General features: G+C 70.0%; 24 protein-coding genes. 15 read left to right on the top strand and 9 right to left on the bottom strand.

What is annotated here, in order from left to right:
- The first annotated feature begins 46 nt into the window (after positions 1-46).
- Positions 47-3,034, top strand: coding sequence for an ATP-binding protein (locus tag AJAP_RS12405; RefSeq protein ID WP_038510841.1), 2,988 nt, complete (start codon positions 47-49; stop codon positions 3,032-3,034).
- 31 nt (positions 3,035-3,065) lie between these two features.
- Positions 3,066-4,292, top strand: a complete 1,227-nt coding sequence (locus AJAP_RS12400) for an FAD-dependent monooxygenase (RefSeq protein WP_038510839.1) — start codon at positions 3,066-3,068, stop codon at positions 4,290-4,292.
- On the opposite strand, the gene AJAP_RS12395 is transcribed toward AJAP_RS12400, so the two are convergent.
- A complete protein-coding gene (locus tag AJAP_RS12395) occupies positions 4,289-5,032 on the bottom strand; it encodes a DJ-1/PfpI family protein (protein WP_038510837.1) in 744 nt (247 codons plus the stop codon). The two genes, AJAP_RS12400 and AJAP_RS12395, sit on opposite strands and share 4 nt — an antisense overlap.
- An 18-nt stretch (positions 5,033-5,050) precedes the next feature.
- On the bottom strand, positions 5,051-6,013 hold the full coding sequence (locus AJAP_RS12390) for a GlxA family transcriptional regulator (protein WP_051972427.1): 963 nt from the start codon (positions 6,011-6,013) through the stop codon (positions 5,051-5,053).
- A 104-nt stretch (positions 6,014-6,117) separates the two neighbouring features.
- Here AJAP_RS12390 and AJAP_RS12385 point away from each other — a divergent pair, with 104 nt between their 5' ends.
- Positions 6,118-7,089: a nuclear transport factor 2 family protein gene (locus AJAP_RS12385; protein ID WP_148311503.1), complete on the top strand. Its 972-nt coding sequence runs from the start codon at positions 6,118-6,120 to the stop codon at positions 7,087-7,089.
- Here the strand turns inward: AJAP_RS12385 and AJAP_RS12380 are convergent.
- From AJAP_RS12380 to AJAP_RS44510, 4 genes are read right to left on the bottom strand one after another with little or no spacing between them, the layout of a single operon-like run.
- On the bottom strand, positions 7,086-7,349 hold the full coding sequence (locus AJAP_RS12380; RefSeq protein WP_051972425.1) for a hypothetical protein: 264 nt from the start codon (positions 7,347-7,349) through the stop codon (positions 7,086-7,088). The two genes, AJAP_RS12385 and AJAP_RS12380, sit on opposite strands and share 4 nt — an antisense overlap.
- Positions 7,349-7,993: a hypothetical protein gene (locus AJAP_RS12375; RefSeq protein WP_038510833.1), complete on the bottom strand. Its 645-nt coding sequence runs from the start codon at positions 7,991-7,993 to the stop codon at positions 7,349-7,351. Before AJAP_RS12375 ends, AJAP_RS12380 begins: the two co-directional genes overlap by 1 nt.
- 17 nt (positions 7,994-8,010) lie before the next feature.
- Entirely contained in the window at positions 8,011-8,373 is a 363-nt protein-coding gene (locus AJAP_RS44515; protein WP_174492020.1) for a hypothetical protein, read from the bottom strand.
- A 42-nt stretch (positions 8,374-8,415) separates the two neighbouring features.
- Positions 8,416-8,886 (bottom strand): hypothetical protein, encoded by a 471-nt coding sequence (locus tag AJAP_RS44510; RefSeq protein WP_038510831.1) that lies wholly within the window; start codon positions 8,884-8,886, stop codon positions 8,416-8,418.
- On the opposite strand from AJAP_RS44510, the gene AJAP_RS12360 reads away from it, so the two are divergent.
- The gene (locus AJAP_RS12360; protein WP_084098118.1) at positions 8,885-9,781 is read left to right on the top strand and encodes a class I SAM-dependent methyltransferase; all 897 of its coding nucleotides are present in this window, start codon (positions 8,885-8,887) and stop codon (positions 9,779-9,781) included. The two genes, AJAP_RS44510 and AJAP_RS12360, sit on opposite strands and share 2 nt — an antisense overlap.
- A gap of 194 nt (positions 9,782-9,975) precedes the next feature.
- Complete coding sequence (locus AJAP_RS12355; protein ID WP_148311502.1) at positions 9,976-10,641, top strand: hypothetical protein; 666 nt, start codon at positions 9,976-9,978, stop codon at positions 10,639-10,641.
- Here AJAP_RS12355 and AJAP_RS12350 read toward each other — a convergent pair.
- Positions 10,610-11,674 carry an LLM class flavin-dependent oxidoreductase gene (locus tag AJAP_RS12350; RefSeq protein ID WP_038510826.1) on the bottom strand — a complete coding sequence of 355 codons (1,065 nt, stop codon included), beginning with the start codon at positions 11,672-11,674 and terminating at the stop codon, positions 10,610-10,612. The genes AJAP_RS12355 and AJAP_RS12350 overlap by 32 nt on opposite strands.
- 69 nt (positions 11,675-11,743) lie before the next feature.
- Between AJAP_RS12350 and AJAP_RS12345 the strand changes: the two genes are divergently transcribed.
- The 4 genes from AJAP_RS12345 (at position 11,744) to AJAP_RS12330 (ending at position 14,774) form a co-directional block, all read left to right on the top strand.
- Positions 11,744-12,382: a LysE family translocator gene (locus AJAP_RS12345; protein WP_038510824.1), complete on the top strand. Its 639-nt coding sequence runs from the start codon at positions 11,744-11,746 to the stop codon at positions 12,380-12,382.
- A 47-nt stretch (positions 12,383-12,429) separates the two neighbouring features.
- On the top strand, positions 12,430-13,248 hold the full coding sequence (locus AJAP_RS12340; RefSeq protein ID WP_038510823.1) for an MBL fold metallo-hydrolase: 819 nt from the start codon (positions 12,430-12,432) through the stop codon (positions 13,246-13,248).
- Between the two features lie 58 nt (positions 13,249-13,306).
- Positions 13,307-14,128 (top strand): helix-turn-helix domain-containing protein, encoded by an 822-nt coding sequence (locus AJAP_RS12335; protein ID WP_038510821.1) that lies wholly within the window; start codon positions 13,307-13,309, stop codon positions 14,126-14,128.
- Between the two features lie 64 nt (positions 14,129-14,192).
- Entirely contained in the window at positions 14,193-14,774 is a 582-nt protein-coding gene (locus AJAP_RS12330) for a dihydrofolate reductase family protein (protein WP_038510819.1), read from the top strand.
- 5 nt (positions 14,775-14,779) lie between these two features.
- On the opposite strand, the gene AJAP_RS12325 is transcribed toward AJAP_RS12330, so the two are convergent.
- Positions 14,780-15,685, bottom strand: a complete 906-nt coding sequence (locus tag AJAP_RS12325; protein WP_038510817.1) for a LysR family transcriptional regulator — start codon at positions 15,683-15,685, stop codon at positions 14,780-14,782.
- 106 nt (positions 15,686-15,791) lie between these two features.
- Here AJAP_RS12325 and AJAP_RS12320 point away from each other — a divergent pair, with 106 nt between their 5' ends.
- The 6 genes from AJAP_RS12320 to AJAP_RS12295 all read left to right on the top strand — a co-directional run bounded on the left by AJAP_RS12320 (position 15,792) and on the right by AJAP_RS12295 (position 20,716).
- On the top strand, positions 15,792-16,601 hold the full coding sequence (locus AJAP_RS12320) for an inositol monophosphatase family protein (RefSeq protein ID WP_038510815.1): 810 nt from the start codon (positions 15,792-15,794) through the stop codon (positions 16,599-16,601).
- Between the two features lie 25 nt (positions 16,602-16,626).
- The gene (locus AJAP_RS12315; RefSeq protein ID WP_038510813.1) at positions 16,627-17,223 is read left to right on the top strand and encodes an NADPH-dependent F420 reductase; all 597 of its coding nucleotides are present in this window, start codon (positions 16,627-16,629) and stop codon (positions 17,221-17,223) included.
- 128 nt (positions 17,224-17,351) lie between these two features.
- Positions 17,352-18,116, top strand: a complete 765-nt coding sequence (locus AJAP_RS12310; protein ID WP_038510811.1) for a thioesterase II family protein — start codon at positions 17,352-17,354, stop codon at positions 18,114-18,116.
- Between the two features lie 14 nt (positions 18,117-18,130).
- Positions 18,131-18,340 (top strand): DUF5988 family protein, encoded by a 210-nt coding sequence (locus AJAP_RS12305; RefSeq protein ID WP_073848710.1) that lies wholly within the window; start codon positions 18,131-18,133, stop codon positions 18,338-18,340.
- Positions 18,341-18,356: 16 nt separating this feature from the next.
- A complete protein-coding gene (locus AJAP_RS12300) occupies positions 18,357-19,787 on the top strand; it encodes a class I adenylate-forming enzyme family protein (protein WP_038510807.1) in 1,431 nt (476 codons plus the stop codon).
- 5 nt (positions 19,788-19,792) lie between these two features.
- On the top strand, positions 19,793-20,716 hold the full coding sequence (locus tag AJAP_RS12295) for an ACP S-malonyltransferase (protein ID WP_051972424.1): 924 nt from the start codon (positions 19,793-19,795) through the stop codon (positions 20,714-20,716).
- A gap of 178 nt (positions 20,717-20,894) precedes the next feature.
- On the opposite strand, the gene AJAP_RS12290 is transcribed toward AJAP_RS12295, so the two are convergent.
- Positions 20,895-26,666: a type I polyketide synthase gene (locus AJAP_RS12290; RefSeq protein WP_038510805.1), complete on the bottom strand. Its 5,772-nt coding sequence runs from the start codon at positions 26,664-26,666 to the stop codon at positions 20,895-20,897.
- Positions 26,667-26,672: the final 6 nt, after the last annotated feature.

Here is a 26,672-nt window from a genome sequence, read left to right as displayed (position 1 = left end):
GGCCGGGGCCCGTCACGAGTCGCGCGAGTGGGCCAGAATCGACGGCGTGCAGTTCGCCATCCTCGGGCCGGTCGAAGCCCGCCGCCCCGACGGGACGCCCGTCGCGCTCGGCGGGCCGCAGCTGCGGGGTCTGCTCGCCCTCCTCGCGCTCGACGCCGGGCGGATCGTCGGCGCCGACCGGCTGATCGACGGCCTGCACGGCGACCATCCGCCCGAGGGCGCCGCCGAAGCCCTGCAGTCCCAGGTCTCCCGGCTCCGGCGGCGGCTGAAGGACGGCGGCGCGCCCGACGGGCTCGTCGAGTTCACCCCCGCCGGATACCGGCTGGCCGTGGACCCGCAGGACGTCGACCTCCACCGTTTCGAACGCCTCACCGCCCAGGCGCGCGAAACCGCCGAGGCGGACACGAAGCTCGCGCTCTTCACCGAAGCCCTGGCGCTATGGCGCGGGCCCGCTCTCGACGGGCTCGCCGACCCACCGCGCGCGGCCCGGCTCGCCGAGTTGCGGCTGGCCGCGATCGAGGACCGCGTCGAGGCCGGGCTCGCCTTGGCACAGCACGAAAAGCTCGTCGCCGAACTCCGTGAGCTCGCGCGGGAACATCCGCTGCGGGAACGGCTCACCGCCCAGCTCGTCCGCGCCCTGCACGGCAGCGGCCGGTCCGCCGAGGCGCTCGCCGTGTTCGCCGAGGCCCGTGGCCGGCTCGCCGACGAACTGGGCGCCGACCCGTCCGCGGATCTCGCCGACGCGCACGCCGCCGTCCTGCGAGGGTCACCGGCGCGCCGGGTTCCCGTGCCGCTCACGGGATTCGTCGGCCGCGACGAACTCGGCCGGCTCGTCGCCGCGCTCGGGACGACACGGCTCGTCACGCTCACGGGGCCCGGTGGAGCGGGCAAGACACGGCTCGCCATCGAAGCGACTTCCTTGCAGGACGGCGAAGTCTGCTTCGTCGAACTCGCCGCGGCGACCGAGGTCGCGCCCGCCGTCCTCGCCGCGCTGGGCCTGCGCGAACAAGGCGTCCTGACACCGGGAGCGGTTTCGGATCCCGCCGACCGCCTGGTCGCCGGGCTCGCCGACCGGTCGCCGCTGCTCGTCCTCGACAACTGCGAACACGTCGTCGAAGAAGCCGCGCGGCTGGTGCGGCGCCTGCTGTCGGAGTGCCCTGGCCTGCGGGTGCTCGTCACGAGCCGCGAAGCGCTGGGCCTGACCGGCGAAACGCTGGTACCGGTCGGTCCCCTGCCCGCGGGCGCCGCCGCCCGGTTGTTCTCCGAGCGGGCCGCGGCGGTCGCTCCCGGGCAGACGCCGGACCCGGCCGCCGTGGCCCGGATCTGCGCCGAGCTCGACGGTCTGCCGCTGGCGATCGAGCTCGCCGCCGCGCGGTTGCGGACCCTGTCCGCCGCCGATGTCGCCGCCCGGCTCGGCGACCGATTCGGGCTGCTGTCCCGCGGCGAGCGGACCGCCGAACCACGGCACCGGACGCTGCGCGGCGTCGTCGAGTGGAGCTGGGACCTCCTCGACCCGCGGGAACAGCGGCTGGCCGGCCGGTTCTCGGTGTTCGCCGGTGGTGCGAGGCTCGACGCCGTCGAACGCGTCTGCGCCGTGCCCGACGCGGAAGGCGTGCTGGCCGGGCTGGTCGAGAAGTCCTTCGTCGAGTTCGGCGGCGGCCGGTACCGGATGCTGGAGACCATTCGCGCGTTCTGCGCCGAGCACGGCGAGGACCGGCGCGCCGAACACGCCGAGTACTTCCTCGATCTCGCCCTCACGTCCGAACCGAAGCTGCGCGGCGCGGACCAGCTCGTGGCGCTGGAAGCGCTGAGCGCCGAGCACGCCGAACTGCACGCCGCCTTGCGCTGGAGCGTGACCGCCGCCCCGGACCTCGCCTTGCGGCTCATCGCGGCCCTGACCTGGTACTGGTGGTTGCGTGGGCTGCGCGGCGAAGCGACACCGTTCGCGGACGCCGCGCTCGCCGCCATCGGCCCCGAACCACCGCCGGGGCTGACCGAGGAATACGTCCTCGGTCTCGTCCACGCGTCGGCCGCCGACGTCGGGATCGAACCGATCCTGCGGCGGCTCGACGGCCCGCTGCGCTACCCGTACCTGTTCCTGCTGTGGGCGTTTTCCCCGCACCCCAGGGCGAAGGAGGGGGAACGGCTCGCCGCGCTCATCGGCGACGATCGGTGGTCGCGGGCGTTCGCGCGGATCAGCGACGGCCTCGGCGCGCAGTACAACGGCCGGATCGCCGACGCCGAAGAACACTTCTCCGCGTCACTGACCGGGTTCCGCGAACTGGGTGACCGCTGGGGCGCGGCGAGCACGCTGGAGAAGCTCGCCGAGTTCGCGGACTGGCGCGGCGACCACGTCCGGTTCCGCGAGCTGATGGACGAATCCGTGCGTCTGGCCGCGGAACTCGGTTCCTCCGAAGACGCCGCCGATCTGCTCTGCCGCCGCGCCGACGGCGTCCTGCGGGAGGGTGACATCGAGGCCGCGAAAGCCGACTACGAAGCCGCCGGTCAAGCGCGCGGCAACCCGCTGACGCTCGCGCGGGCCCGAGGCGGGCTGGGCGAGATCGCCCGTCGCGAGGGCGACCTGGCGACGGCCCGACGCTGGTACACCGCCGCGCTCGGCCTGGACACCGGCCCGGTGACCGGTGGCGAGACACGGATCCGGCTCCACACCGGCTTCGGCTGGACGATGGCCGCCGCCGGCGACCTCGACGCGGCGACCGAACTGCACCAGGAAGCGCTCGCGACCGCGCTGGAATACGCGAATCTGCCCGGCGCGGCCCAGGCGATCGAGGGGCTGGCCGGGGTTCTCGCCGCGCGTGACGAGGACGAGCGGGCCGCGTTCCTGCTCGGCGTGGCGGTCGGGCTGCGCGGCGCGCCCGTCGCCGGGGACGCCGACGTCGACGGAGTGGTGCACCGCGTCCAGGCCCGGATCGGCGCCGACGCCTACTCCGGCGCGTTTGCCCGCGGCCGGGAAATGCCTCCTGACCAGGCGATCCACGAACTCGGTCAGCGGCGGTTCGTGCTCGGTTCGTGACCGGTCAGCGGGCACGTCCACGCTGCCGGACATGACGAAGAACATCCTGATCTCCGGCGCCGGCGTCGCCGGGCCCGCCCTCGCCTGGTGGCTGCGCCGCCACGGCTTCAGCGCCACCGTCGTCGAGCGGGCCCCGAGCCCACGTGAAGGCGGCTACAAGGTCGACATCCGCGGCGTCGCCGTCGACGTCGTCCGCCGGATGGGCCTGCTCGACGAGGTGCACGCGGCGAGCACCGACATGCGAGGCGCCGCGTTCGTGAACAAACGAGGCAAGCAGCTCGCCACGCTCGACGCCGGCACTTTCGGCTTCCGCCATGGCGACGACACCGAAATCCTCCGCGGCGACCTGGCGAAGATCCTGTACGACGCCACCCGGGAGAGCACCGAGTACGTCTTCGGCGACTGGATCACCGGGCTGGCACAGTGTTCCGACGGCGTCGACGTGACGTTCGCCCACGGTGCCCCGCGCCGGTTCGACCTGGTCGTCGGCGCCGACGGGCTGCACTCCGGCGTCCGCGCGCTCGCTTTCGGGCCGGAAGAAGACTTCCTGCACCGGTTCGACGCCTACATCTCGATCTCCACCGTGCCCAACACCTTCGAACTCGACCGCTGGGAACTGCTGCACTCGGCCGCGCCCGGCAAGATGGTCAACGTCTACAGCACCGCGCGTGCCGATGACGCCAAGGCCGCGTTCTGGTTCAGCGCCCCGCCGTTGCCCTACGACCGGCGGGACGTCGAGAGCCAGAAGAACCTCGTCGCCCGCCAGTTCGCCGAACTGGGCTGGGAGATCCCGGCGTTGCTCGACGCCATGCGCGAGGCGGGCGACTTCTACTTCGACCCGGTGTGCCAGATCCGCATGGACCGGTTTTCGGCCGGGCGCGTCACCCTCCTCGGTGACGCGGGCTATTGCCCGTCGCCCGCCTCAGGGCAGGGCACGAGCCTGGCCCTCGTCGGCGCGTACGTCTTGGCGGGCGAGCTGGCGGCTTCGGACGACTTCACGACGGCGTTTTCCCGCTACGAAAGGGAAATGTGTCCGTACGTCGAGAAGAACCAGGCTCTGGCCAAGATGGCGCTACGCGGGATCATCCCGCAGTCGCGGGCGTTCGCGTGGTTCAACACCCGGATGATCAAGCTGATGCCCTATCTCCCCGGCCGCAACCGGGTCCTGGAGCAGATGGCCCGCCCGATCCGGGAAGCGGCGAACGCGTTGGTGCTGAAGGATTACGCCCAGCGCCCGGTCTCGGACGACCCCCGTTAGACCTGCGAATCCGCGAGCAGTTTCAGCGCGAGGGCCTTGAGTTCCGGGCTGGCCTTCGCGGCGTTGCCCGAGTCGAAAGGCGGCTGCGGATCGTATTCGACGGCGAGCTGGATACCGCGCGCGATCTCTTCACCGGCCAACAGGGACGCGAGATGGAAGGCGAGGTCGATCCCGGCGGACACCCCCGCCGCGGTGACGACCTTGCCGACCTGAACGTAGCGCTCGGGCACATAACGCACGCCGAAGGTCTTCTCCAGATAGTCCGCGGAGGCCCAGTACGTCGTGGCCCGCTCGCGGAGCAGCCCGGCCGCGCCGAGGAGCAAGGATCCCGTGCACACCGACGTCGTCCACATCGTGTGCCGATGGATACGCCGGATCCAGTCGAGCAGGACCGGGTTCTCCATCGCGGCGACCGTCCCGCGGTTGCCCGCGCCCGGGACCAGCACCACGTCCAGGCGGTGCACCTCGGCCACCGAACGTTCCGCCAGCACCGCGACGTCACGGGTGTCCGTGCGCACCGGGCCGCGTTCCTGGGCGATCATCGTCACCGTGGCGCCGGGCAGCCGGGACAACACCTCGGCCGGTCCGGTCGGATCCAGCAGGCTGAACCCGTCGTAGAGCAGGATGCCGATCTTCGGTCCCTTGGTCTCCGCCTGAGCCGTGCCGGTGCCGAGGCCGAACGCCGCGGCTGCCGCGACTCCGGCCAGAACGGTCCTGCGGGTGGTCTTCGCACTGTCCATGCCGCGATTCTGGGGAGCTCAGGCGCCGATCGGGCGGGGCATGTCCGTCATCCTGCGAAGTGTGTCCCCGGTGATCCCGTAGTACTGGCGGAAAGCCGTCCGCAGGGTCTCCGCCGAGGCGAATCCGCATCGCCGCGCGACCGCGGCCAGCGGCAACGCGGTGGACCGCACCAGCTGGGCGGCGGCTTCGGTCCGCGCTGTCCGCACGGTACGGGCCGGGGTGCTGCCCAGCTGGGCGGTGAACAGCCGGGTGAGGTGCCGCGTGGTGACCCCGGCGCGGGCCGCCAGCGCCGACGGGCTCAGGTCTTCGGCGAGATGCGCGGCGATGTATCCCAAGAGGTCGCGCACGACCCGGTTGCCCGGCGGCGGGACGGCCAGGAACGTGCTGATCTGGGCCTGGTCGCCCGGGCGGTGCAGATAGGTCACCAGTTCGCGGGCGACCTCGCGGGCCAGCGTCGGACCGCAGTCGTCCTCGATCAGCGCGAGCGTGAGATCCAGCGCGCTGATGACCCCGGCCGAGGTGAACACGTTGCCGTCGCGGATGTAGAGCGGGGCGGGATCCACCTTCACCGCCGGGAAGGTGGCGGCGAGCAGCTCGCCGTATCCCCAATGCGTCGTGACCCGGCGGTCGTCGAGCAGCCCGGCGGCCGCCAGCACGAAGGTACCCGTGCACACCGAGGCGATCCGCCTGCTCCGTCCGGCCAGCCGCCGCACCTGCGTCAGCAGACGATCGTCCGCCGCGGCCGCGGCCGTTCCCGCGCCACCGACCACGATCACCGTGTCCACCCGCCCGGACACCTCGGCGAGCCGCCGGGCACCCGCGAGCATGATCCCCGACGAACTCCGTGTCGTCCGCCCCTGAACCGTCGCCAGCTCGACGACATACGGTGGCGCCGCGCCGTGCGAGTTCGCGATCTCCAGCGCCCCGCTGGGACAGGCGACATCGAGGATCTGGGCGTCGTCGAAGGCGACGATCACCACCCTGCGCACCGTTTCCTTTTCAACCCCCACACGGAGAATCTACCCGCGGCCCGCTTACCTCGGACGTAATCGACAGGGGCTCCCGGCTCGATGATCCTTCGGCCATGAAGGTTTCACGACTCTTGCCCGCCCTCGCGGCGGCCGTTCTGTCCGTTGTCGTTCTCGCGCCCCCGGCGAACGCCGAACCCCTTGCCGGACGACCGGCGAACGTGGAGCGGTTCATGGACGCCTACCGTGCCTGGGGCAGAAACGCCCGGAATGTCGACGCGTACATGAACCTGTTCGTCCAAGACGGGACGGCGCGCTTGTGGGACAGCGGGCTCGAGACACCCCGGGACTGGGCGGGCATCAGAAGCCAGATCGAGGGCGTGCTGAAGCTGGCCCCGGACTACGTCTTCGTTCCGGAGACCGTCACTTCCGACCCCGACGGCAGGGTCGTGTTCATCGAGGCGCTGAACACCGGCACCGTCAAGGGGAAACCGGTCTCGTTCAAGACCATGCACCGGCTCGTCCTCGGCGATCCCGCCGCGGGCAAGGATCCGGCCCGGGTGCAGGACGGCAGGAGGTTCTGGGACCAGGTCACCATGTTCCGTCCGGTGGAGGATCCGGCGAACCCGCTGCGGAACCTCTTCGAGGGGATCACCGCGTCGGCGACCGATCCGGCCCCGGCGATCCCCTTGCCACCGCGGATCCGGCGACTGGCGTGGAATCGGGAAGCGGCGGGGATCCTGGTCGCCGGGGTGGACGGTACGGCGACCCTCCTGGGCCCCGGCCTGACCGAGCCGATCTCCGGCCGCCGGGCCATGACCGCATACCTGGACCGGTTGTTCGGCGCGGTCCGTGACGTCGCACTCGAGCCGCGCGCCACCGTGTCCGCGGACGGCACCGAATACCGGGAGTGGGTCGGCACCGCGGTGGCGCTGGGCGGCGCCGACCCGCGCCCGATCTCCTTCAGCCTGGTCGAACGGACGGTGAAGACCGCGACCGGCACGGCCTGGTCGCTGCATTTCGACACTTTGGACCTGATCGCTTCGGTCCAGACGGTGAAAGAACTGCGGGCCCGGATCTTCGGCTAGCCGTCAGAGTGGTCGGCCGGCGCGGTCCATGCAGAAGGAGTCACGTTCAAGGTCGCACAGTCCGCGACCCCCAGGTCGGACAACACCGCCCGCAGCCGTTCCAGCGCCGCGGTCGTGTCCGAACCCTCCACGACTTCAACGTCGAGATGACAACGACCCATGCCACTGCCCGCGCCGGTGACCTCGAATTCCGATTCCAACGCCTCCTCGACCTCGTCACGGTCGATCGGCAGCCCCACGAAGACGATCTCGACGAACACTAGGCGCGTCCGGTCCAAGGACTTCCGGCGCCCGTTCGCGTCGCGCTGCCGCCGGCTGGCAGGTCGAGGACGTCGATCAGGGTCGGGTCTTCGTCGATGGCGTGGTGCAGGTGCCCGACCTTGCCGGTGCCGCCGTCCGCGTCGGAAGCACCGATGAGCTGCCACATGCCGTCATCGGCGTCGTGCCGCACAAGCAAAATCGGCTCGCGGCGATCAAACACCTCGAGAGTCTGGAGGCACAGGGTGCCCAGAAGCCAGTGCCGCATCCACCAAGCCCGCCGATCGCGCCGCATGACCTCGTCGGCGACCGCCCAGACGAACGGCAGGTCCTCATGGGCACGTGCCTCGTCCGCGGTCAGGTCCGGCCCGCCCTGCGGTACCCGTTCGAACGGGTCACCGGTCAATGAGAACGCATGTCCGTCCTCGTGCTGGAAGATGACGGCGTGGAAGGTCCCACCGCCGGGGTTGCCCGCGCCGATCCCGATCGACAGGCGAGCGGCGTGCGGATCCGCGCCGGTGGTCCAGCCGAACGCGTACGAGGCCAACTCGCCCCGCGGCCCGACGAACTCACCGAACGCACGCCGGTCCATCCCTGTCGCGGTGTCCGTCGGTACCAACGCACCCTCGTGCACCTGAATATCCACGCCCGCAAGGTACCCGCTTACAGCGGTGCGGCCAGCAACACGACCCGGTCGTGCTCCGGATCGAACCCGAGGACCGCATGGTCCGGGCTTCCGCCTTCCGGCGCCATGAGAACCGGCTTTCCCAGCTCGCGCCCGATGTCGGTGAGGAACGCACGAGGGATGTCGACTCCGGCTCGTCCTTGTAGCTCCTGCAGGTCGAAGTCGCCGTTTTCCGGCAACGCGGAGCCAGCCGCGTTGCGAACCGCCTCGGGAGCAAAACCAGCTGCCTGATCGCGTCGCCGTTTTTCGGCAACCGGCCGGGAAATCACCTCGCGACACCGAGCCACGTCGCCATTTTCCGACAACGGACCGGCCAGACCGAAACACAGAACCGACCACACACAACCACGCCGCCCGAACGGCCGCCACTTCCCGGCAACACGTCACGCGCCGCCCGACAACTTTGCCGCACGACTGACCCCGTCGCCGTTTCCCGGCAACGCACAGCCAGCCACGTCGCGATCCGCCCCAACAACCCAACCGGCTGCCTGATCCCGTCGCCGCTTTCCGGCAACCGGCCGGAAATCACCTCGCGAAACCCGAGCCACGTCACCACTGCCCGACAACAGACCGGGCAAGCAAGCCTGCTCAAGAACCCCCGAGTTCTTCCGCTCGATCCCTCGGCCGCCATGAGACGGAAAGATCGCGAGCACCCGTGGAACCGGACAGACCCGCAGCTCCACCAGCATCAGGCCACCTCGCCGGAATTCCCGCTGCCAACCGCGCGCCTCGACCAGATCGAACACCCTCTGCCAGTCCTCCGCGGAGGTATCCGGAACGAACACGTCGGGAAACGCACCCATCAGATCAGGGTCGAAGAAGCTCCTGACCTCGTCCCACCGAAGATCCGTCATGCGGCCATTGTCCCGGCCGGATATCCCGGTGCGCCACCGAAAAACCGGCCGTAGCATTCGCGCTGTGACGGAACTACCGCGCGAGATCGTCCAGCATTATCGATCGACCGACGAGGGAGCACGACTCACCGAGCCATCCGGCCTTCTCGAGTTCGTACGGACCCAGGAGATCGTGCGACGGCATCTGCCGGCCGGCGCCCTGCGCGTGCTCGATGTCGGCGGTGCCACCGGAACACACGCCGCCTGGCTCGCCGCGGACGGCCATCAGGTGACGTTGTTCGACATCGTGCCGGAGCATGTCGCCGCTGCGCGGCAACTCGCCGACAGGACACCGGGAATGACCGTGGCGTTGGCTGACGCCCGGAGGTTGCCGGTGCCGGACGGCAGCTTCGACGCCGCGCTCCTGCTCGGTCCCCTCTATCACCTGAGCGACCGCGATGATCGTCTCGCGGCATTGCGTGAAGCCGGTCGCGCAGTCCGCCCGGGCGGATGGATATTCGTCGCGGCGATCTCGCGCTTCGCGTCGCTGTTCGACGGCCTGGCCCGTGGTTTCCTTTTCGACCCGGAATTCCAGCGGATAGTGAGCGTCGATTTGGCTTCCGGTCAGCACCGCAACGACGGCGACCATCCCCATTGGTTCACCACCGGCTACTTCCACCATCCCGGCGAATTGCGTCAGGAATGTCTCGATGCGGGGCTCAGCCTGCTCGACGTGGTGGGTGTCGAAGGACTCGCGGGCTGGCTGCCGCAGCTCACCGACCGGTGGGACCACCCGGCGGACCTCGACGTCGTTCTCCGCTTCACCAGAGCCGTCGAGAACGAACCCTCATTGCTCGGGCTGAGCAGTCATTTGATCGCGATCACCCGGACGCCGACCCGATCCGGCTTCATGTAACAGCTCGCGCAAGCGCGACGACCTGCATGCAAGGTTCTCCCACGAAGGGGGCAGTGATGCGGCGACGATGCTCACGAATTGCCTCTTTTGTGGTCGCCCTGGCGACCACTTGGACCACCGCGGGTTGCGACGACGAACCCGGGCAACGCGTCGACCCTGGCTGCCCCGATGCCACGACCGGTAGCCGAGTTCCGTTGTCGATGATCGAAGGGCCGCCGCGGGACTTGTCCCAGCTGGTCATGTGCACCAACGCACGCGGAACGGCGGTCTTCGTCGGAAACGACACCAAAGTCGTCTGGCTGGTGCGGACGACCCCGGAAGTCCTGGCCGATCGCCACGGCGGCGTACCCACGGACGTGCAGCTCTTTCGCATGTGGAGAGCGAAGAAGCCGTTATACGGAACGCCGCTCGAACCCGGCACCGCGTTGACTGTTCCCTTGCCTCCGGCACAGGTGACGCTCCAGATCGACGTCGTACTTCAACACCAGTGGGCGACGTTCGACATGCTGGGAAAAACGTTCTCGGCGGCCGGCGAAAACCTTCCCGAGTTGGTCAAGAACGACAAGTACAAGAACGCCGTGGAGAGTTGTCTCGAAGCCAGCACACGAATCGTCGACTACGCCGCGGCGGCACGGTACGACACGGAGAAGTGGATCGATTCCCTTGGCTTGCTCACCGGCGGGGCCACTTGCGCCTCAGACCTCAAGCTCGCGGAGGACGAGCGGCAGCTCAAGGCCTGGCGCGAAGGTCGACGGTCATTGCCGGCGCTGAAACCGTCGACCTTCGCGCAAAACGCGAGATCGATCTCGTCAGAATTCGACGACGTCCTCAAAGCGGTCGGCCAGATCCTGGCCAAGTAACAGGGGCGCCGTTGATCAATCCGGCGATCACGGCCATCTCCTCCAGCGGGTCGACCACCGGCTGGATCACGATCTCGCCGACACCGGCTTCGCCCAAGGCGGCGATGCGGGAGCGGAGGTCGTCCGGCGTCCCGACCAGGGTCAGGGTGTCCATCAGCGACGGGGTGATCAGGTCCCGGTCCGACGGCACGATGCGGTCCAGGTAGCCGGGGTAGAGCTTGGTGTACCGGTCCGGCGCGGTGGCCGTGGTGCCACGCCGGTCGAGCAGCCGGCGCACGGCGTCGCGTTCCTCGGCGCCGAGTCCACTGGCGACCGACGGGGTGTCGGCGGCGAAGGCCAGCAACGACAAAACGACGTGGCCCACTGCGTCCCGGGCCGAGTCACCGTAGGGGTCGGCGCCGTCGTCGAGGACGTGGAGCGCGGTCATCAGGTACGACCCGGCCCGGGGCGTGCCCCCGCGAGCCGCGTGCAACGCCCGCCAGGCCGCGGGATCGAGAAGACCGAAAGAGACGAGGCCGGCATCGCGGCGTCCGGCGACCGCGGCGGCCTTCGACCCCAGCGCGGCCACCACGAAGTCGATCGGATCGGCGGTGTTCACCGCCTGCCCGGAATGCAGGAACCGGACGTCGCGCACCCTGTCACCCTCGCGATAGTCGACCGGATATCCGGCGCACAGCCTTTGGAGCGCGACGGTGAACGCCTCCAGTTCGGCCGTCGTGGTCGGCGGCATGCCCAGCGTGCGCCGGGCGGTGTTCCCCGTGCCGACACCGCAGACGATCCGGCCCGGCGCCAGCGCGTTGAGGCTGGCGAACCCGCTCGCGGCGGCAGGCGCCGACCGCAACGCCGGGGACGTCACCCCGATGCCGAGCTTGATGCGGCTGGTCACCCGCGCACACGAACTCAGTGCCACGAACGGATCACCGTGGACCATGGGCGTGTCGTAAACCCAAAAGCTGCTGAACCCGAGCTCCTCGGCCAGCACGGCCGACTCCGCCACACCGGGATGGGCCGCGACCACGATGCCGGTACGCACAGGACTCCCCCTTCCACCCGTGAATCCGAGCTTGCCAGAGATCGTGACCGAATCGGCTAGCGTGGTCCTATGCCGTCGCCTGATCGCCTCGCCGCTTTCGCGCTCGCGTCGTTCGTCCTGATCCTCATCCCCGGCCCCGCCGTGCTGTTCGCGATCAGCCGCGCCCTGGCGTACGGCCGTCGGACCGCGCTGATGACCGTGGTCGGCGGGGCGCTCGGCAGCTTCGTCGCCGCCACGGCCGTCGCCATCGGGGTGGGCGCCATCATCCAGGCCTCCGCCGTGATCTACACCGTGATCAAATTCGCCGGTGCCGCGTACCTGATCTACCTCGGCGTCCAGGCGATCCGGCACCGCCGGGCGCTACGGGAGGCCTTCGAGGCGCAAGCGGCCCCGATCAGCGGCGGGCGCACGCTGCTGCAGGGATTCATCGTCGGCGTCACCAATCCCAAGACCGTGGTGTTCTTCGCGGCGATCCTGCCGCAGTTCGTCGACCCCTCCGCCGGACAGGCCGGCCTTCAGATGGTGGTCCTCGGCGCGGTGTTCGCCACGATCGCCCTGGCGATGGATTCCGTCTGGGGCGTGGCGGCGGGAGCGGTCCGGTCCTGGTTCGCCCGCTCGGCGCGGCGCCTGGACCTGGTCGGCGGCGCGGCCGGGCTCACGATGGTCGGGCTCGGCGTCGGCTTGGCCGTCAGCGGCCGCAAGGAGTAGACCGGACGTCTTGACCTCCAGCGAACTGGAGATTCCATGCTGGACTCATGACGATCTGGATCTGTGCGACCTGCGGCGTCGAGCACCCCGACACCGCCGCGCCTCCGGCCGGGATCTGCCGGATCTGCGCGGACGAACGCCAGTACGTCCGCGCTTCCGGCCAATCCTGGACCACCGCGGACGAGCTCGCCGCGGATCCGCACAAGCTGGTCCACGAACAGCCGGAGCCGGGCATCCACCGCCTGCACCGCGAGCCGGAATTCTCGATCGGTCAATGGACGTACGTCGTCCAGACCGATCAGGGCAACTTGCTGTGGGATCCGCCGAACGCGCTCGACGAGCCCCTGCTCGACAAGATCGCCGAACTCGGCGGGGCGGCCGCGATCGTGGCGAGCCACCCGCATATGTACGGCTCGCAGGTGAGCCTGAGCCATCACCTCGGGAACGTGCCGGTCCTCGTGCACTCCGCCGACCGGCGGTGGGTGCGGCGGGAGGATCCGGTGATCCGCGAATGGCGTGGTACCGAAGAGATCCTGCCCGGCGTCACGCTCGTCGAAGCGGGCGGCCACTTCCCCGGCGCCGCGGTCGCCCACGTCGCCGCGAACGGCGGCTCGTTGCTGGTGGGCGACACCATCGTGCCGGTGGCCGCGGCGGGCTGGGTGACCTTCATGCGCAGTTATCCCAACCAGATCCCGCTCTCTGCCGGTCTGGTCGAGCGACTCCTCGACCGGCTGGAGCCCTACGAGTTCGACCGGCTCTACGCGCTGACGGGCGCCACTCTGCAGGCTGACGCGCAGGGCGCCGTGCGGCGCTCGGCCGAGCGTTACGTCGCGTGGGTCAGTGGCGCGAACGACCATCTCGGCTGAAACGAAGGCGATACCGGCGAACGTCGGCGATGCTTGACGCGTGGAGTACGTGTCCAGAGTGCCGCGTCCGCCCCTGGACGGGCTGATCGACGACCTCTACTACCTGGAGGGCGCGCCGCCCTACGCCCGGCTGACGTTGCCGCCGTCGCCCTCTGCGCTGCTCATCGTCAACCTCGGGGCGCCGTTCCGCGTCCGCGCCGGCGCCGACATCGAGACGGCCGGGTACGCCGACGGCTGCGTGATCACCATGCCCACCCGCGCGTACGAGTTCGGCTACCCACGCCGCAGCCGGTCCGTCGGCGTGCACTTCAAGCCGTGGGGACCGGCGTCGTTCCTCCCGATGCCCGCGGCCGAGCTGTGCGACCGGCCGGTGACGCTGGAGCAGGTTTGGGGACGGTCCGCCGTCGCCGAGCTGCGGGACCGCCTGGCCTCGGCGCCCGGACCGCACGAGATGCTGACGCTGCTTGAAGAGGAGCTGACGCGACGGCTGCGCGAGCCCTCCGGCCTGGAGCTGGTCCGCCGGATGAGCGACGCCATCGCGACGACCGGCGGGGCGGTGGCGATCGGCGATCTGAGCGCGGCGGCCGGGGTCAGCGGCACCCATCTGGCACAGCGGTTCAAGGAACTCATCGGGGTCACGCCGAAGCGGCTCGCCCGCACCTACCGTTTCACCGCCACCGTGTTCGGGATCGACCCCGCCGAACCGATCGACTGGGGCGAACTCGCCCATGGCGCCGGGTATTTCGACCAGGCCCACTTCAGCCACGAGTTCCGGGCGTTCACCGGGCTCACGCCGACCCGCTACCTCGAGGTCCGGCGACGGTTCCACCGCGAACATCCCGGCCATGTGCTGGACAGCTGGCCTCTGCCCGCCGATTGATTTCTTACAAGCGCGGCGGCTCACGGCACGCTAGTTTCGGGGCCCTCGAAGCAAAGGAGGGCCCGTGGGCAAGGTGGTCATGTACAGCTCGGTGTCGGTGGACGGCTTCGTCGCGGACGAGAACGACCAGCCCGGACCGCTGTTCGACTGGTTGACCGGCGGTGACGTCCCGTTGGACGAGAGCGGCGTGCTCAAGGTGTCGCGAGCGTCCTACGACTACACCCGGCAGTACTGGGACGAGATCGGGGTGACGATCGCCGGCCGCCGCGTCTTCGATCTGACCGACGGCTGGGACGGGAAGCCGCCGAGCGGGATCGACCACGTGGTCGTCGTGACGCATCGGCCCGCGCCCGAGGGCTGGGATCCCGGCGCGCCGTTCCACTTCGTCGACGGCATCGAGGCAGCCGTTGCCAAGGCGCAGGAACTCGCGGGTGACCGCGTCGTCGAGATCGCGGCAGGCGACGTCGGTGGCCAGGCACTCGCCGCGGGTCTGGTCGACGAGGTGCGCATGGACGTCGTACCCGTCGTGTTCGGGTCCGGGAGGCGCTTCTTCGGGTCGGTCCACGCGCAGCATCTGCTGGAGGATCCCGAGGTGGTGCTTCAAGGCAACCGAGTGCTTCACCTGCGCTACCGGGTACGCCGCTGACGGAATCAGCCCGGAGCGAGCAGGTCTTGAAGGGTTGCGGTGGCTGTTTCGCGCAGCCAGACGTGGGCGGGATCGTTGTGGTGCCGCTGATGCCAGAGCAGGTGCAGAGGCACGTCGGGCATTTGCAGCGGTAGCGGCAGGGTGATCAAGCCGAGTTGCTCGCGGGCGGCCCGGGTGACCGCGTCGGGCAGGGTGACCACGAGGTCGGTGTCGCGGGCGAGCTGCAGCGCGGTGGCCGTGGTGGGGGCGGAGGCGATCACACGGCGCTCGTGGCCGAGGGTGGCGAGGACGTCGTCGATCCGGTCGCGCAGGCGCCCGCGCCGGGAGACGGTGAGGTGTTCGGCGGCCGCGTAGGCCTCGGCGGTCATGGGCTGTTCGGCGAGCGGGTGCCCCGGCCGGACGGCGACGGCGAGCCGGTCGTGGCCGATGAGGTGGTGGCGGATGTCGGGCAGGGACGGCGGGCCCGTGCCGGAGGCGAGATCGACCTCGCCGCGACGCAGCTCGGGGGTGTCGTCGCCGGGTTCGGCGGTGAGACGCAGCCGGACACCGGGGGCCTGGCGGTGCACCGCGGCGATCAGGGCGGTTCCGCAGGCGGCGGTGAGCGCGTCGTGCCAGCGGACGGTGAACACCCGCTCCAGCGTCGCCAGGTCGAGTTCTGCCTGAGCCGACAGCAACTGATGTGCCTGCCGCACCAGGGCGTGGACCTCGGTCCGCATGGCCACCGCGCGGGTGGTGGGGGTCATGTGGCGTCCGGTGCGGACCAGGATCTCGTCGCCGGTCGCTTTGCGGATACGGCCCAGGGAACGGCTCATCGCCGGTGCGGTGACGTGAAGCCGAGCCGCGGCCCCGGCCACGCTCCCCTCTTCCAGCAGGGCGTCGAGCGCGGTGAGCAGGTTCAAATCCAGTTGCATGGCGGTAACTATATAAGTGCGGAACATGCACTTGTCGTTAATGGCCGCGCTCTCTACCTTGGGAATCACGGGGCTGGAAAAAAGCCCGAATCCCAAGGAGTACGCCATGAGTACAGCCATGCCCACCGACCTCCGGACGACCTTGCTGCCCGCGGTGACCGCCATCGTGAAGGACGCGGGAAAGACCTTGCGGGAGCGCTACACGACCCACGCCCGGGGCGTAACCCTGGCGGAGGTCGTCGGCGAGATCTACTCGAATGACGAAGCGGTCCTCGCCGTCATGCGTGAGCCGCTGCTGGCGGCGAGGCCGGGTTCCCAGTGGGTGGAGGACGAACTCGCGGGCGGAGCGCTCCCGCCCGGCGAGTGGTGGGTCGTCGATCCGGCCGAGGGCAACATCAATCACGTCCACGGCATGCCGGACTGGGCCGTCACCGCCACCCTGGTGCGTGACAACCAGCCCATCCTCACCGTCGTGCACCTTCCGCTGAGCGGCGACACGTACACGGCCACCGCCGGTGGCGGCGCCCATCTCGACGGCCGCCCCCTGACCGTCTCCGCCAAGGCCGACCTGGGTGCCGCGCTGATCGGCACCGGGCAGGCCCGGCCCGGCGAGAGCACCGACACCTTCCGCCGGATCGGCGAATCGGTCACCGCCATGCTCACCGCCGGCCTCGTCGTACGCGTGTCCGTTCCGGCCACCCTGCAACTCATCCACGTCGCCGCCGGGCGCATGGACGCCTTCTGGCAGTTCTCCGACGTCCGCTCCGGTCTCGTCGCCGGCGCCCTCCTGGTCGCCGAAGCCGGCGGCACCGTCACCGACCTGGACGGCAAGCCCTGGAAGGCGGGCAGCCGTGACTTCCTCGCCGCCGCTCCCCGCGTCCACGCCGCCGCGCTCGACGTCCTTTCCCCGCTCTGACCGGTCCACAAGGGAGCACCACGCCATGACCACCATCGGCATCCTGGGCGCCGGCCGTGTCGGCACCAACCTCGCCCGCGCGCTGGCCGCATCGGGCCACCAGGTCACTCTCGGCCGCCGCGGGAACGGCGATCACGCCACCGTCGCCGGTGGCGCGGACATCGTCATCAACGCGACCCCCGGCGACACCACACTGGAGCGGCTCACCGCGCTGCGAGCCGAACTCGCGGGCAAGATCCTCGTCGACGTCTCCAACGCCACCCACGACGCGGCAGACGGCCTGCCCGGCGATCTGTGCTACCCCGGCGGCAGTCTCGCCGAGCAGCTCCAGGACGCCCTGCCCGGCACCCAGGTCGTCAAGACCCTCAACACCATGCTGTTCACGGTCATGACCGACCCCGGCGCGCTGAGGACCCCGCCCACCGCCTATCTGTCCGGAAACGACGAACAGGCCAAGAAAACCGTCGCCGGACTCCTCGGCGACCTGGGCTGGGATCCAGGCTGGATCGAAGACCTCGGCGACATCACCACCGCCCGCGCGACCGAAGCCATGGTCCTCGTCGTCCCCCATGTCCTGCGCCGCAACGGTTTCACCCCCTTCGCCGTCTCCATCGCCCGTTGATCGGCCTGTTCGTTCAGGAGGCGCGATAGGGGCCACGCCGGGTCGGTAGGGGTTGTCCGGCCGGTCCGGCCGCCCGCACGCTCGGTGGGACGGGCGATCCGCCCGTCGCCGACGCAGGAGGTGGCCGGGTGGCAGGCAACGACGAAGGACTCTGGGTACGCAGGTTCCATCCCGCGGACGACGCGCCCTTCCGTCTGGTCTGTTTCCCGCACGCGGGAGGTTCCGCGAGCTATTTCTTCCCGGTCTCAAGGGCGTTGAGCCCCTCCGCCGACGTACTCGCGATCCAGTACCCCGGACGCCAGGACCGGCGTCGCGAACCGGGGCTCGCCACCATCGCCGAACTGGCCGACGGTGTCACCGAGGCGCTCCTGCCGTGGCTGGACCGGCCGACCGTCCTTTTCGGTCACAGCATGGGCGCGTCACTCGGCTTCGAGGTCGCCCGCCGGCTCGAAGCCGGTGACGTGCGGCCCCACGCGCTGTTCGTCTCCGGCCGTGTGGCGCCCAGCCGCGCTCGCGACGAGACGGTTCACCGGCGCGACGACGCGGGACTCATCGCCGCCGTGAAGGAACTCGGCGGTACCGACGCCCAGATCTTCGAGGACGAAGCGATCCTGGAAATGGTGCTGCCCTCGATCCGTACGGACTACACCGCCGCGGAGACCTACCGATACACGCCGGGGCCCCTACTGCGGACCCCGATTCACGCCCACGTCGGCGAAAACGACCCGAAGGCGACCGTCGACGAAGTCCGCGACTGGGCAACGCACACGTCCGGGCGGTTCACCCTGACCACGTATCCCGGCGGGCATTTCTATCTGAACACCCACGCCCCGGCCGTGATCGGGGCCATCTCGGACGCCTTGCGGCCGTCCGACCTCCGCGTCACCCAGTGAAAGGAGCCCCTTCCGTGGTGCACATCAGAATCGATCCCACCGGATCCCGCGCGCGGTCGGCGGATCTGGAGTCCTACCAGAAGGTCGAGGACCTGGACCAGGACTTGAAGATCTGCGTCGACGGTGGCTACGAGCACTTTTCCCACGCCGGGGAATTCCAAAAGGACGGTCAAGAGGTCGTCGCCGTCTTCCGGTGGTCTGGCCGCACCAAGATCGCCGAGTGAGAGAAAGGGGAATCCCATGTCCGCGAGACTCTTCGCCCTCGATTCCTTGCAGACGTTCGACGAACTCGAACACAGCGCACTGGGGGTGGCGGAGTCCCTCCGGGAGCGTGGCGTGACACCCGCGACCAGGGTGATGCTGAAGGCCGGGAACTCGGCCGCCTACGTGACGACCCTGCTGGCCCTGATGCATGTCGGCGCGAGCATCGTGCTCGTCGACCAGCAGGAGAACGCCGCCGAAACCCAGCGGGTCTGCAACCAGGCCGGGGTCAAGATCAGCCTGGTCGACGAGGACGCGCCGTTGGTCACCGACGGCCCGCACACTCTGCTCTACGAATTGCTCGTCGCCGGGGCGTCCCAGGCCACCCGCGATCCGGAGCTGCGGGTGGAGCCGTGGTGCGAGCTGCCGGACGGGCTGATCATGTACTCCTCCGGATCGACCGGAGTGCCCAAGGGCGTGGTCAAGAACGGCGGACGGTTCCTGAAGAACCTCCAGCGCAACGCCGACCAGGTCGGCCACCACTCGGGCGACGTGCTGATGCCGATGCTGCCCTTTTCCCACCAGTACGGTCTGTCGATGGTGCTGATCGCGTGGCTGGTGCGCTGCTCGCTCGTGGTGGCGCCGTACCGGCGGATCGACCGCGCGCTGCGGATGGCGGGCCAGTGCGGGGTGACCGTGACCGACGGCACTCCGTCCACGTACCAGAGCATCCTCAACATCGTGAAGCGCAATCCCCGCTACGGCCTCGATCTCGCGGGTGTGCGGATGTTCTGCAGCGGCGCCGCTCCCCTGGGCTCGACGCTCAGCGAAGACTACGTCGCGTGGTTCGGCCTGCCATTGCTGGACAGCTACGGCAGCACGGAACTGGGCAACCTCGCGTTCGCGACGCCGGAGAACCCGGTCGGCTGCGGCCGCGCGCTCCCCGGGCACGAACTGCGGATCCTCGACGACGAAGGCAACTCGCTGCCCGCCGGGCAGACCGGCGAGATCGTGATGCACTGCCCCGACATGATGGCGGGCTACCTCGCCGCGGACGGCTCGCTGGAGCCTGCGGAGCAGGGTTGGCGGCACACCGGCGACTTCGGTTACCTGGACGAGAACGACAATCTGTTCGTGGTGGGCCGCAAGTTCGCCGTGCACCGCAAGGGACACACACTCTATCCGGAGATCATCGAGCACAAGGTCACCGAAGCGCTGTGCCCGGTCAAGATCATCGCGCTGCCGGACGAACGGCGCGGCTGTCAGCTGGCGTTCTTCGTCGAAGACCCGCTCGGCCACGACGGCAGGCACTGGCGTACGCGTATCGCCGAAGTACTGCCGGAGTTCGAGCGACCGGACCGCATCCGGGTCGTCGACCGGTTTCCGCTGAACCGCAACGGAAAACCCGACAAGAAGCGGATGACGGAGCTGGCGCTCGCCGAATCGGCCAGTTCACCGAAGGCCGGCTGAGCGACGTGACCGACGAACGCACCGCCCTGATCTTCCCGGGAATGGCCCCGACGAAAACCGGAGACGTGAGCCGGTTCCTGATGATCAACCGGAAGGCGCGGGAACGGCTCGCCACGGCCGAGGACGTCCTCGGCCGTCGCCTGCTCGGCCCGGCCCGCGAAGACGGCGATGTGTACGACGAGGCCGCGCAGGTCGTCTTCATGCTGACGTGTCTTTCCCTCGCGGAATGGGCCGAAGACGCCCTCGGCGTGAAACCCGAGATCTGCGCCGGTCCCAGTTTCGGCCAGAAGGCACTGACCTCGTACACGGGTGTGCTGTCGTTCGAGGAAACCGTCCGGCTCACCGCGGAACTCTCGCGGTGCGAGGTGTCCTACTTCGAAAGCGACTACTCGGACGTCGTGACCCACTGTTTCGTCCGGACTCCGGAAGAAGGTTTCGCCGAGGTCCTGGCCGAACTGAAGGACGAGTTCCACGACGTTTCGGGCGTCATCGACGAGGGCTTCTACCTGCTTTCGGTGCGGGAGAAGGACTTGGAGCGGGTGAAGGCGCGAGTCCGGGCGATCGGCGGCTACTCGATGCACACCATGCGCCCGCCCGTGCACTCCACCTACTTCGGCGGTTTGCGCCGTCGGGCCGAGGAGGAAGTGCTGTCCGGCTTCACTCTCCGCGACCCCGAACTGCCGGTCGTCGCGGACCAGGACGGTGCGCTCCTGGACTCGGCGGCGGGGATGCGCCGGATGCTGCTCGACACCTTCGACCGGCCGATCGACTGGCCGTCGATGGTCGCGACCCTGCGGGAGCAGGGCGTGACGTCGCTGTGCTTCTCCGGTCCGGACAATCTCTTCCACCGGGTGGACAGCACGGTGGCGAACTTCGAGGTGCGGACGGTGACGCCGGCGATGGCTTTGAAGCCGCGGAGCCGCGCTTAAGGTTTCTGCTCCCCAACGCGTGGAGGCCCCCTTTCCTCGGCTGAGCCGAGGGAAGGGGGCCTTCACGCGCAGTCGCTGTGACCACTGGTGCGTATGTGGCGACCCGACGGTCCGTGAAGGCCTCCTTGAGGGACCCAGAGTCCCTCAAGGAGGCCTTCACGGACCACGGCGAGACCGCTTAAGGCAGCCGCCCCAGCCACTCCCGAACGGCGTCAGCGGTCGTACCGGCATGCCGCTCCAGCATCGTGAAGTGATCCCCCTCGACGTCCACCGTGTCATGCGGCAGGGCCCAGCCGGACTGCCATCCGGCCCGGTCGCGCCACGCTTCCAGCGGCTCCGACGCCCGCACCAGCAAGGTCGGCACGTCGGTCGGTGCGGGCACGTGGTCGGCGAACAGGCGCAGGTAAGCACCCATCGCGGTGAGCCGCGTGTCGTCCCCGAGGCCGTCGGCGAGCCGGTCGCGGATGCCGTCCAGCGCGTGTTCGTCCTGCGGGTAGACGTCGATCAGCACGAGCGCGCGGGGCGCGGCGCCCGCTTCCTCCAGGTGCCTCGCCAGCGCGTGGGCGAGCGGGCCGCCCGACGAGTGGGCCACCAGGACCACCGGGTCGCCGCCTTCGCGGAGGATGGCCTCCGCCTGTGCGTGGAGGACCGCCTCGACCGAGTCCGGCAGCGGCTGCCCGTGCCCGAAACCGGGCACCGGAACGACGGAAACGTCCTGCACGTCCCGGAACGACGCCGCGAACCGCGCGTATTCGTGCGCGCCCGAGCCGACCAGGAGGGAGGGGACGCAGACGAGTTCGGGACCGGACGGGCCTTTCGCGAGGCGGACCGGTTGCAGGTTCTGTTCCCGCGCGGTTTCGACGGTGAACGACGGCCGGTAGCGCGACGCCTGCGCGGCCAGCGCGACGAACTGCGCGACCTCGCCGAGTTCGACAGCGCGGGCGAACATCGCGCCGAAGAAGCCCGTGGCCGCGGGCAGTGTCTCGGGTTGCCGGTCGGAGGCCGAGAAGTCACCGGAGATCCGTTCCGCGACGGCGAGCGGCGTCGGGTGGTCGAAGACCAGCGACGGCGGGAGCCGCAGGCCGGTCGAGGCCGCCAGCCGGTTGCGCAGGTCGACGGCGGTGAGCGAGTCGAAGCCGAGTTCGAGGAAGGCGACGTCGGCGTCGATGGCGCCGGCCCCGTCGTGCCCGAGGACGGCCGCGACCTGGCCGCGAACCAGTTCCAGGATCTCCGTGTCACGGCCGTCCGCGTCGAGTCCGGCGAGCCGTGCGCGGAACGCGCCGCCGCCGTCGGGCGCGCGCCGGGCACGGGTGCGGACGAGTCCGCTCAGCAACGGCGGGATCTCCTCGGCGCGGAGAGCGGTGAGGTCGAGCAGCATCGGGACGGTCAGCGTCCGCCCGGTGGCGAGCGCGGCGTCGAACAGCTCCAGACCCTCCTCTGTGGACAGTCCGCCGAGCCCGGCCCTCGCCATCCGCTCGACGTCGGCGGAATCGGTCATGGCACTGGTGGTCGCCCACAGGCCCCACGCCAGTGACGCCGCGGCGGCGCCGTCCGCCCGGCGGCGTTCCACCAGCGCGTCCACGAACGCGTTGGCCGCGGCGTAACCGGACTGCCCCGGATTGCCGAAGACACCGGCCGCCGAGGAGAACATCACGAACGGCGCGGCGTCGGGCAGGAGTTCGTGCAGGTTCACCGCGGCGTCCACCTTCGGCGCGAGCACCCGGTCGAGCCGTTCGGGGGTCTGCGCGGTGATCAGCCCGTCGTCGAGGACACCGGCGGCGTGCACGACACCGGTCACCGGATGCGCGGCCAGCACCTGGCGCAACGCCTCCCGGTCGGCCGCGTCGCACGCCAGGATCCGGACCTCGGCACCCAGCCCGGTGAGTTCGTCCGCCAGCGCCGCCGCACCGGGCGCGGCCGCGCCGGAACGGCTCAGCAGCACCAGCGAACGGACGCCGTGCGTCACCACCAGGTGTTTCGCGACGGCCGCGCCGAGGAGGCCGGTGCCGCCGGTGATCAGCACGACGTCGCCGTCGCTCCACGCCCGCGCCGGTCCGGGTTCCGGAACCCGGACAAGCCTTGGGACGAAGCTGACCCCGTCGCGAACCACGACCTGAGATTCCCCGGCGGGCAGCGCGGCCGGGACGTCGCCGTCCACGAGCACGAACCGCCCGGGGTGCTCCGACTGCGCCGAACGCACGAGCCCCCACACCGCGGCCGCCACCGGATCCGGGCGTTCGGTCGCGATCCCACCTCGCGTGGCCACCACGAGCGGGCCGTCCCCCGGTTCGTCGAGCCACGTCCGGACGCGTTCGAGTGCCGCACCCAGCACGGTGCGGAGATCCCCGGATTCGCAGTGCCACACCGTCGCGTCGTGCGGTTCGGTCGCGCCCGCGGGCACCCAGTCCAGGCCGAACAGGGACTCTCGATATCCACCGAGGCCGGACACCGACACCGGCCGCAGCAGCAGACCGTCCACGTCGGCGACCGGCAGGCCTTCAGCGTCGGCGACGGTCAGCGCGACCCCGTCCGCCGCCGGCCGCAGCCGCACCCGCAATGCCGTCGCACCCCGCGACCACAGCCGGACCCCGGAGAACGCGAACGGGAGCCGAAGCCCCTCGGCATCGTCGGGAAGCACTCCCAGCGCGATCCCGTGGAGTGCGCCGTCCAGCAACGCGGGATGCAGGCCGAAGGCCGGAGCATCGCCGGTCTGGGCTTCGGGCAGGTCGATTTCGGCGAAGACGTCGTTCTCGCGACGCCAAGCGGCGCGAAGTCCTTGGAACGCCGGGCCGTATTCGAGGCCCGCGTCCGCGAGCTCGTCGTACAGCGCCTCGACGCCGACGCGTTCCGCCCCGGCGGGCGGCCATTCCGCGAGCGGCGTGGGCACGCCGTCCGTTTCGGGCAACAGGACGCCGTTGGCGTGCCGGGTCCAGGGTTCGTCGCCGCGGCGGGAGTACACGCCGACCTCGCGACGGCCGTCGACGTCCGCGTCGCCGAGTTCGACCGAGAGCCGGACGTCGGTGCCTTCTTCGAGCACGAGCGGGGCTTCGAGGGTCAGTTCGTCGAGCATCGTGCAATCCACCTGGACGCCGGCGGCCAGCGTGAGCTCCACGAACGCGGTGCCAGGTACGAGCACGGTCCCGGACACGGCGTGATCGGCGAGCCAGGGATGCGTTTCCAGCGAGATCCGGCCGGTGTACAGCAGCCCGCCGGTCCCGGGGACCGCGACGACGGCGCCGAGCAGCGGGTGGTCCACCACCGTCTGCCCGAACGCCGACGCGTCCCCGGCGGCGGTCCCGGCTTCCAGCCAGAACCGCTTGCGCTGGAACGGATACGTCGGCAGGTCGACCCAGTCCGCCGTCGGCAGGATCGAAGACCACGCCGGGCTCAGGCCGTGCACGTGAGCTTCGGCGAGCGACGCGGCGAACCGCTCCGCACCACCCTCGCCCCGGCGCAAACTTCCCAACGCGACGGCCTCTTCGCTGATGCCAGGAACCAGCACCGGATGTGGGCTCGTCTCCACGAAGAACCGGAAACCATCCTCCAGCAACCGATCCACCGTCGCCGCGAACTGCACCGTCCCCCGCAGATTCCGGAACCAATACCCAGCATCCAATTCCAGAGGCTCATCGGTCACCGTCGAATAGAACGGAATCACCGGCGCCTGCGGCGAAATACCCGCCAACGCAGACACCACGTCCTGCTCGATCGCATCCACATGCGCCGAATGCGACGCGTAATCCACAGGGATCCGCTTCGCGCGTACGTCCAGCAGCTCACATCGCTTGACCAACGCGTCCAAGCCCGCGACATCACCGGACACCACGACCGCAGACGGCCCGTTCACCGCCGCCACCGACACACCCTCAGGCAGCAACTCACGCACCCGGTCCTCCGAGGCAGCCACCGACACCATGCCACCGAGCCCCGACAACGCCAGAATCGCCTTACTCCGCAAACACACAACCCGAGCAGCATCATCCAACGACAACGCACCAGCCACACACGCAGCCGCGATCTCACCCTGCGAATGACCCACCACCGCCGCAGGCTCCACACCACACGCCCGCCACAGCCGCGCCAACGACACCATCACCGCGAACAAAACAGGCTGCACCACATCAACCCGCTCCAACGCAGCCGCATCCGACAACACCTCGGACAGCTTCCAGTCCACAAAGGACGACAAAGCCTTTTCGCACTCAGCCATCGACTCCGCGAACACCGGAGCAGCCAGCAACAACTCCTCCGCCATCCCCACCCACTGCGAACCCTGACCCGGGAACACGAAGACAGCCTTACCCGACTGCGCGATGCCCTCGATCAGCAGGCTCGACGGTTCTCCGGCGGCGAGCGCGTCGAGCGCGGCGCGCGGATCACCGACGATGGCCGCCCGGTGCCCGAACAGCGGCCGCGCGGCCAGCGTGGCGGCGGCACCAGGAAGATCCACAAAGGACCGAAGCTGAGCAGCTCGCGCCCGCAACGCCTCCGGCGTCCGCGCCGACAGAAGCCACGGCGTCGCACCGGTCACCACCGGCTGCCGAGCCTCACTTTCCTCAGCGGCCGGGGCGGCTTCGAGGACGACGTGCGCGTTGGTACCGCTGATACCGAACGACGACACCGCGGCCCGGCGAGGGCGGTCGAGTTCCGGCCACGGCCGCGCTTCGTCCAGCAACGAGACCGCGCCCGCGCTCCAGTCCACATGCGACGACGGGGTCTCCGCGTGCAGGCTTCGCGGCAGGGTCCCGCTTCGCAGTGCCTGCACCATCTTGATGATCCCGGCGACCCCGGCGGCGGCCTGCGTGTGCCCGAGGTTCGACTTGATCGACCCGAGCCACAGCGGCCGATCCGACGGCCTGCCCTTGCCGTAGGTCGCGAGCAGCGCCTGCGCCTCGATCGGGTCGCCCAGCGTGGTGCCGGTTCCGTGCGCCTCGACGACGTCGACGTCCGCCGTCGTCAGCCGGGCGTCGGCGAGCGCCTCGCGGATCACCCGCTGCTGGGACGGGCCGTTCGGGGCGGTCAGGCCGTTCGACGCGCCGTCCTGGTTCACCGCCGACCCGCGCAGGACCGCCAGTACCGGATGGCCGTTGCGCCGCGCGTCGGAAAGCCGTTCCACCAGCAGCATGCCGACGCCCTCGGACCAGCCGGTGCCGTCCGCCTCTTCGGCGAACGGTTTGCAGCGGCCGTCCGGCGCCATTCCGCGCTGACGGCTGAACTCCACGAACGTCCCGGGGGTGAACATCACCGTCACGCCGCCGGACAGCGCGAGGTCGCACTCGCCCCGCCGCAACGCCTGTGCGGCGAGGTGCAGGGTCACCAGCGACGACGAGCACGCGGTGTCCACGGTGAGCGCCGGCCCCTCGAACCCGAAGGTGTACGACACCCGCCCGGAGGCGATGCTGCCGGAGTTCCCGGTGCCGAGGTAGCCGCCGACCTCGTCGGGAATCTCGGTCAGCCCGGAGACGTAGTCGTGGTACATCAGCCCGGCGAACACCCCGGTCCGGCTGCCCTTGAGCGAACCCGGATCGATTCCCGCCCGCTCGATGGCCTCCCACGACGTCTCCAGCAGGAGCCGCTGCTGCGGATCCATCGCCAGCGCCTCGCGTGGCGAGATCCCGAAGAACGCCGGGTCGAACTCGGCGACGTCGTGGAGGAAACCGCCCTGCGAAACGTAACTCGTCCCCTGCTTGTCCGGGTCCGGGTCGTACAACGCTTCGAGGTCCCAGCCGCGGTCGACCGGGAATCCGCTGATCCCGTCGCCGCCGGTTTCGACCATCCGCCACAGATCCTCGGGCGAGGCGACCCCGCCGGGATAGCGGCAGGCCATCCCGACGATGGCGATCGGTTCGGTGCCCGCGGTTTCGGTCTCCTTCAAGCGTTTCCGGGTTTCGTGAAGATCCGCGGTGACCTGCTTGAGGAAGTACCGGAGTTTGTCCTCGGTGTCTTTCATTTCCGC

It is taken from the genome of Amycolatopsis japonica (assembly GCF_000732925.1).
In the GTDB taxonomy this organism is placed as follows: Bacteria; Actinomycetota; Actinomycetes; order Mycobacteriales; family Pseudonocardiaceae; genus Amycolatopsis; species Amycolatopsis japonica.
This window is presented reverse-complemented; position numbering and strand designations above follow the sequence as displayed.

Bases quoted from the DNA above. Each gene is read 5' to 3' on its own strand.
- AJAP_RS12395 (WP_038510837.1), bottom strand. From the start codon at position 5,032: ATGGACAGTGCGAAGACCACCCGCAGGACCGTTCTGGCCGGAGTCGCG.
- AJAP_RS12290 (WP_038510805.1), bottom strand. From the start codon at position 26,666: ATGAAAGACACCGAGGACAAACTCCGGTACTTCCTCAAGCAGGTCACC.
- AJAP_RS12320 (WP_038510815.1), top strand. From the start codon at position 15,792: ATGAGTACAGCCATGCCCACCGACCTCCGGACGACCTTGCTGCCCGCG.
- AJAP_RS12340 (WP_038510823.1), top strand. From the start codon at position 12,430: ATGACGATCTGGATCTGTGCGACCTGCGGCGTCGAGCACCCCGACACC.
- AJAP_RS44510 (WP_038510831.1), bottom strand. From the start codon at position 8,886: ATGACGGATCTTCGGTGGGACGAGGTCAGGAGCTTCTTCGACCCTGAT.
- AJAP_RS12325 (WP_038510817.1), bottom strand. From the start codon at position 15,685: ATGCAACTGGATTTGAACCTGCTCACCGCGCTCGACGCCCTGCTGGAA.
- AJAP_RS12345 (WP_038510824.1), top strand. From the start codon at position 11,744: ATGCCGTCGCCTGATCGCCTCGCCGCTTTCGCGCTCGCGTCGTTCGTC.
- AJAP_RS12385 (WP_148311503.1), top strand. From the start codon at position 6,118: ATGAAGGTTTCACGACTCTTGCCCGCCCTCGCGGCGGCCGTTCTGTCC.
- AJAP_RS12300 (WP_038510807.1), top strand. From the start codon at position 18,357: ATGTCCGCGAGACTCTTCGCCCTCGATTCCTTGCAGACGTTCGACGAA.
- AJAP_RS12315 (WP_038510813.1), top strand. From the start codon at position 16,627: ATGACCACCATCGGCATCCTGGGCGCCGGCCGTGTCGGCACCAACCTC.
- AJAP_RS12360 (WP_084098118.1), top strand. From the start codon at position 8,885: ATGCGGCCATTGTCCCGGCCGGATATCCCGGTGCGCCACCGAAAAACC.
- AJAP_RS12400 (WP_038510839.1), top strand. From the start codon at position 3,066: ATGACGAAGAACATCCTGATCTCCGGCGCCGGCGTCGCCGGGCCCGCC.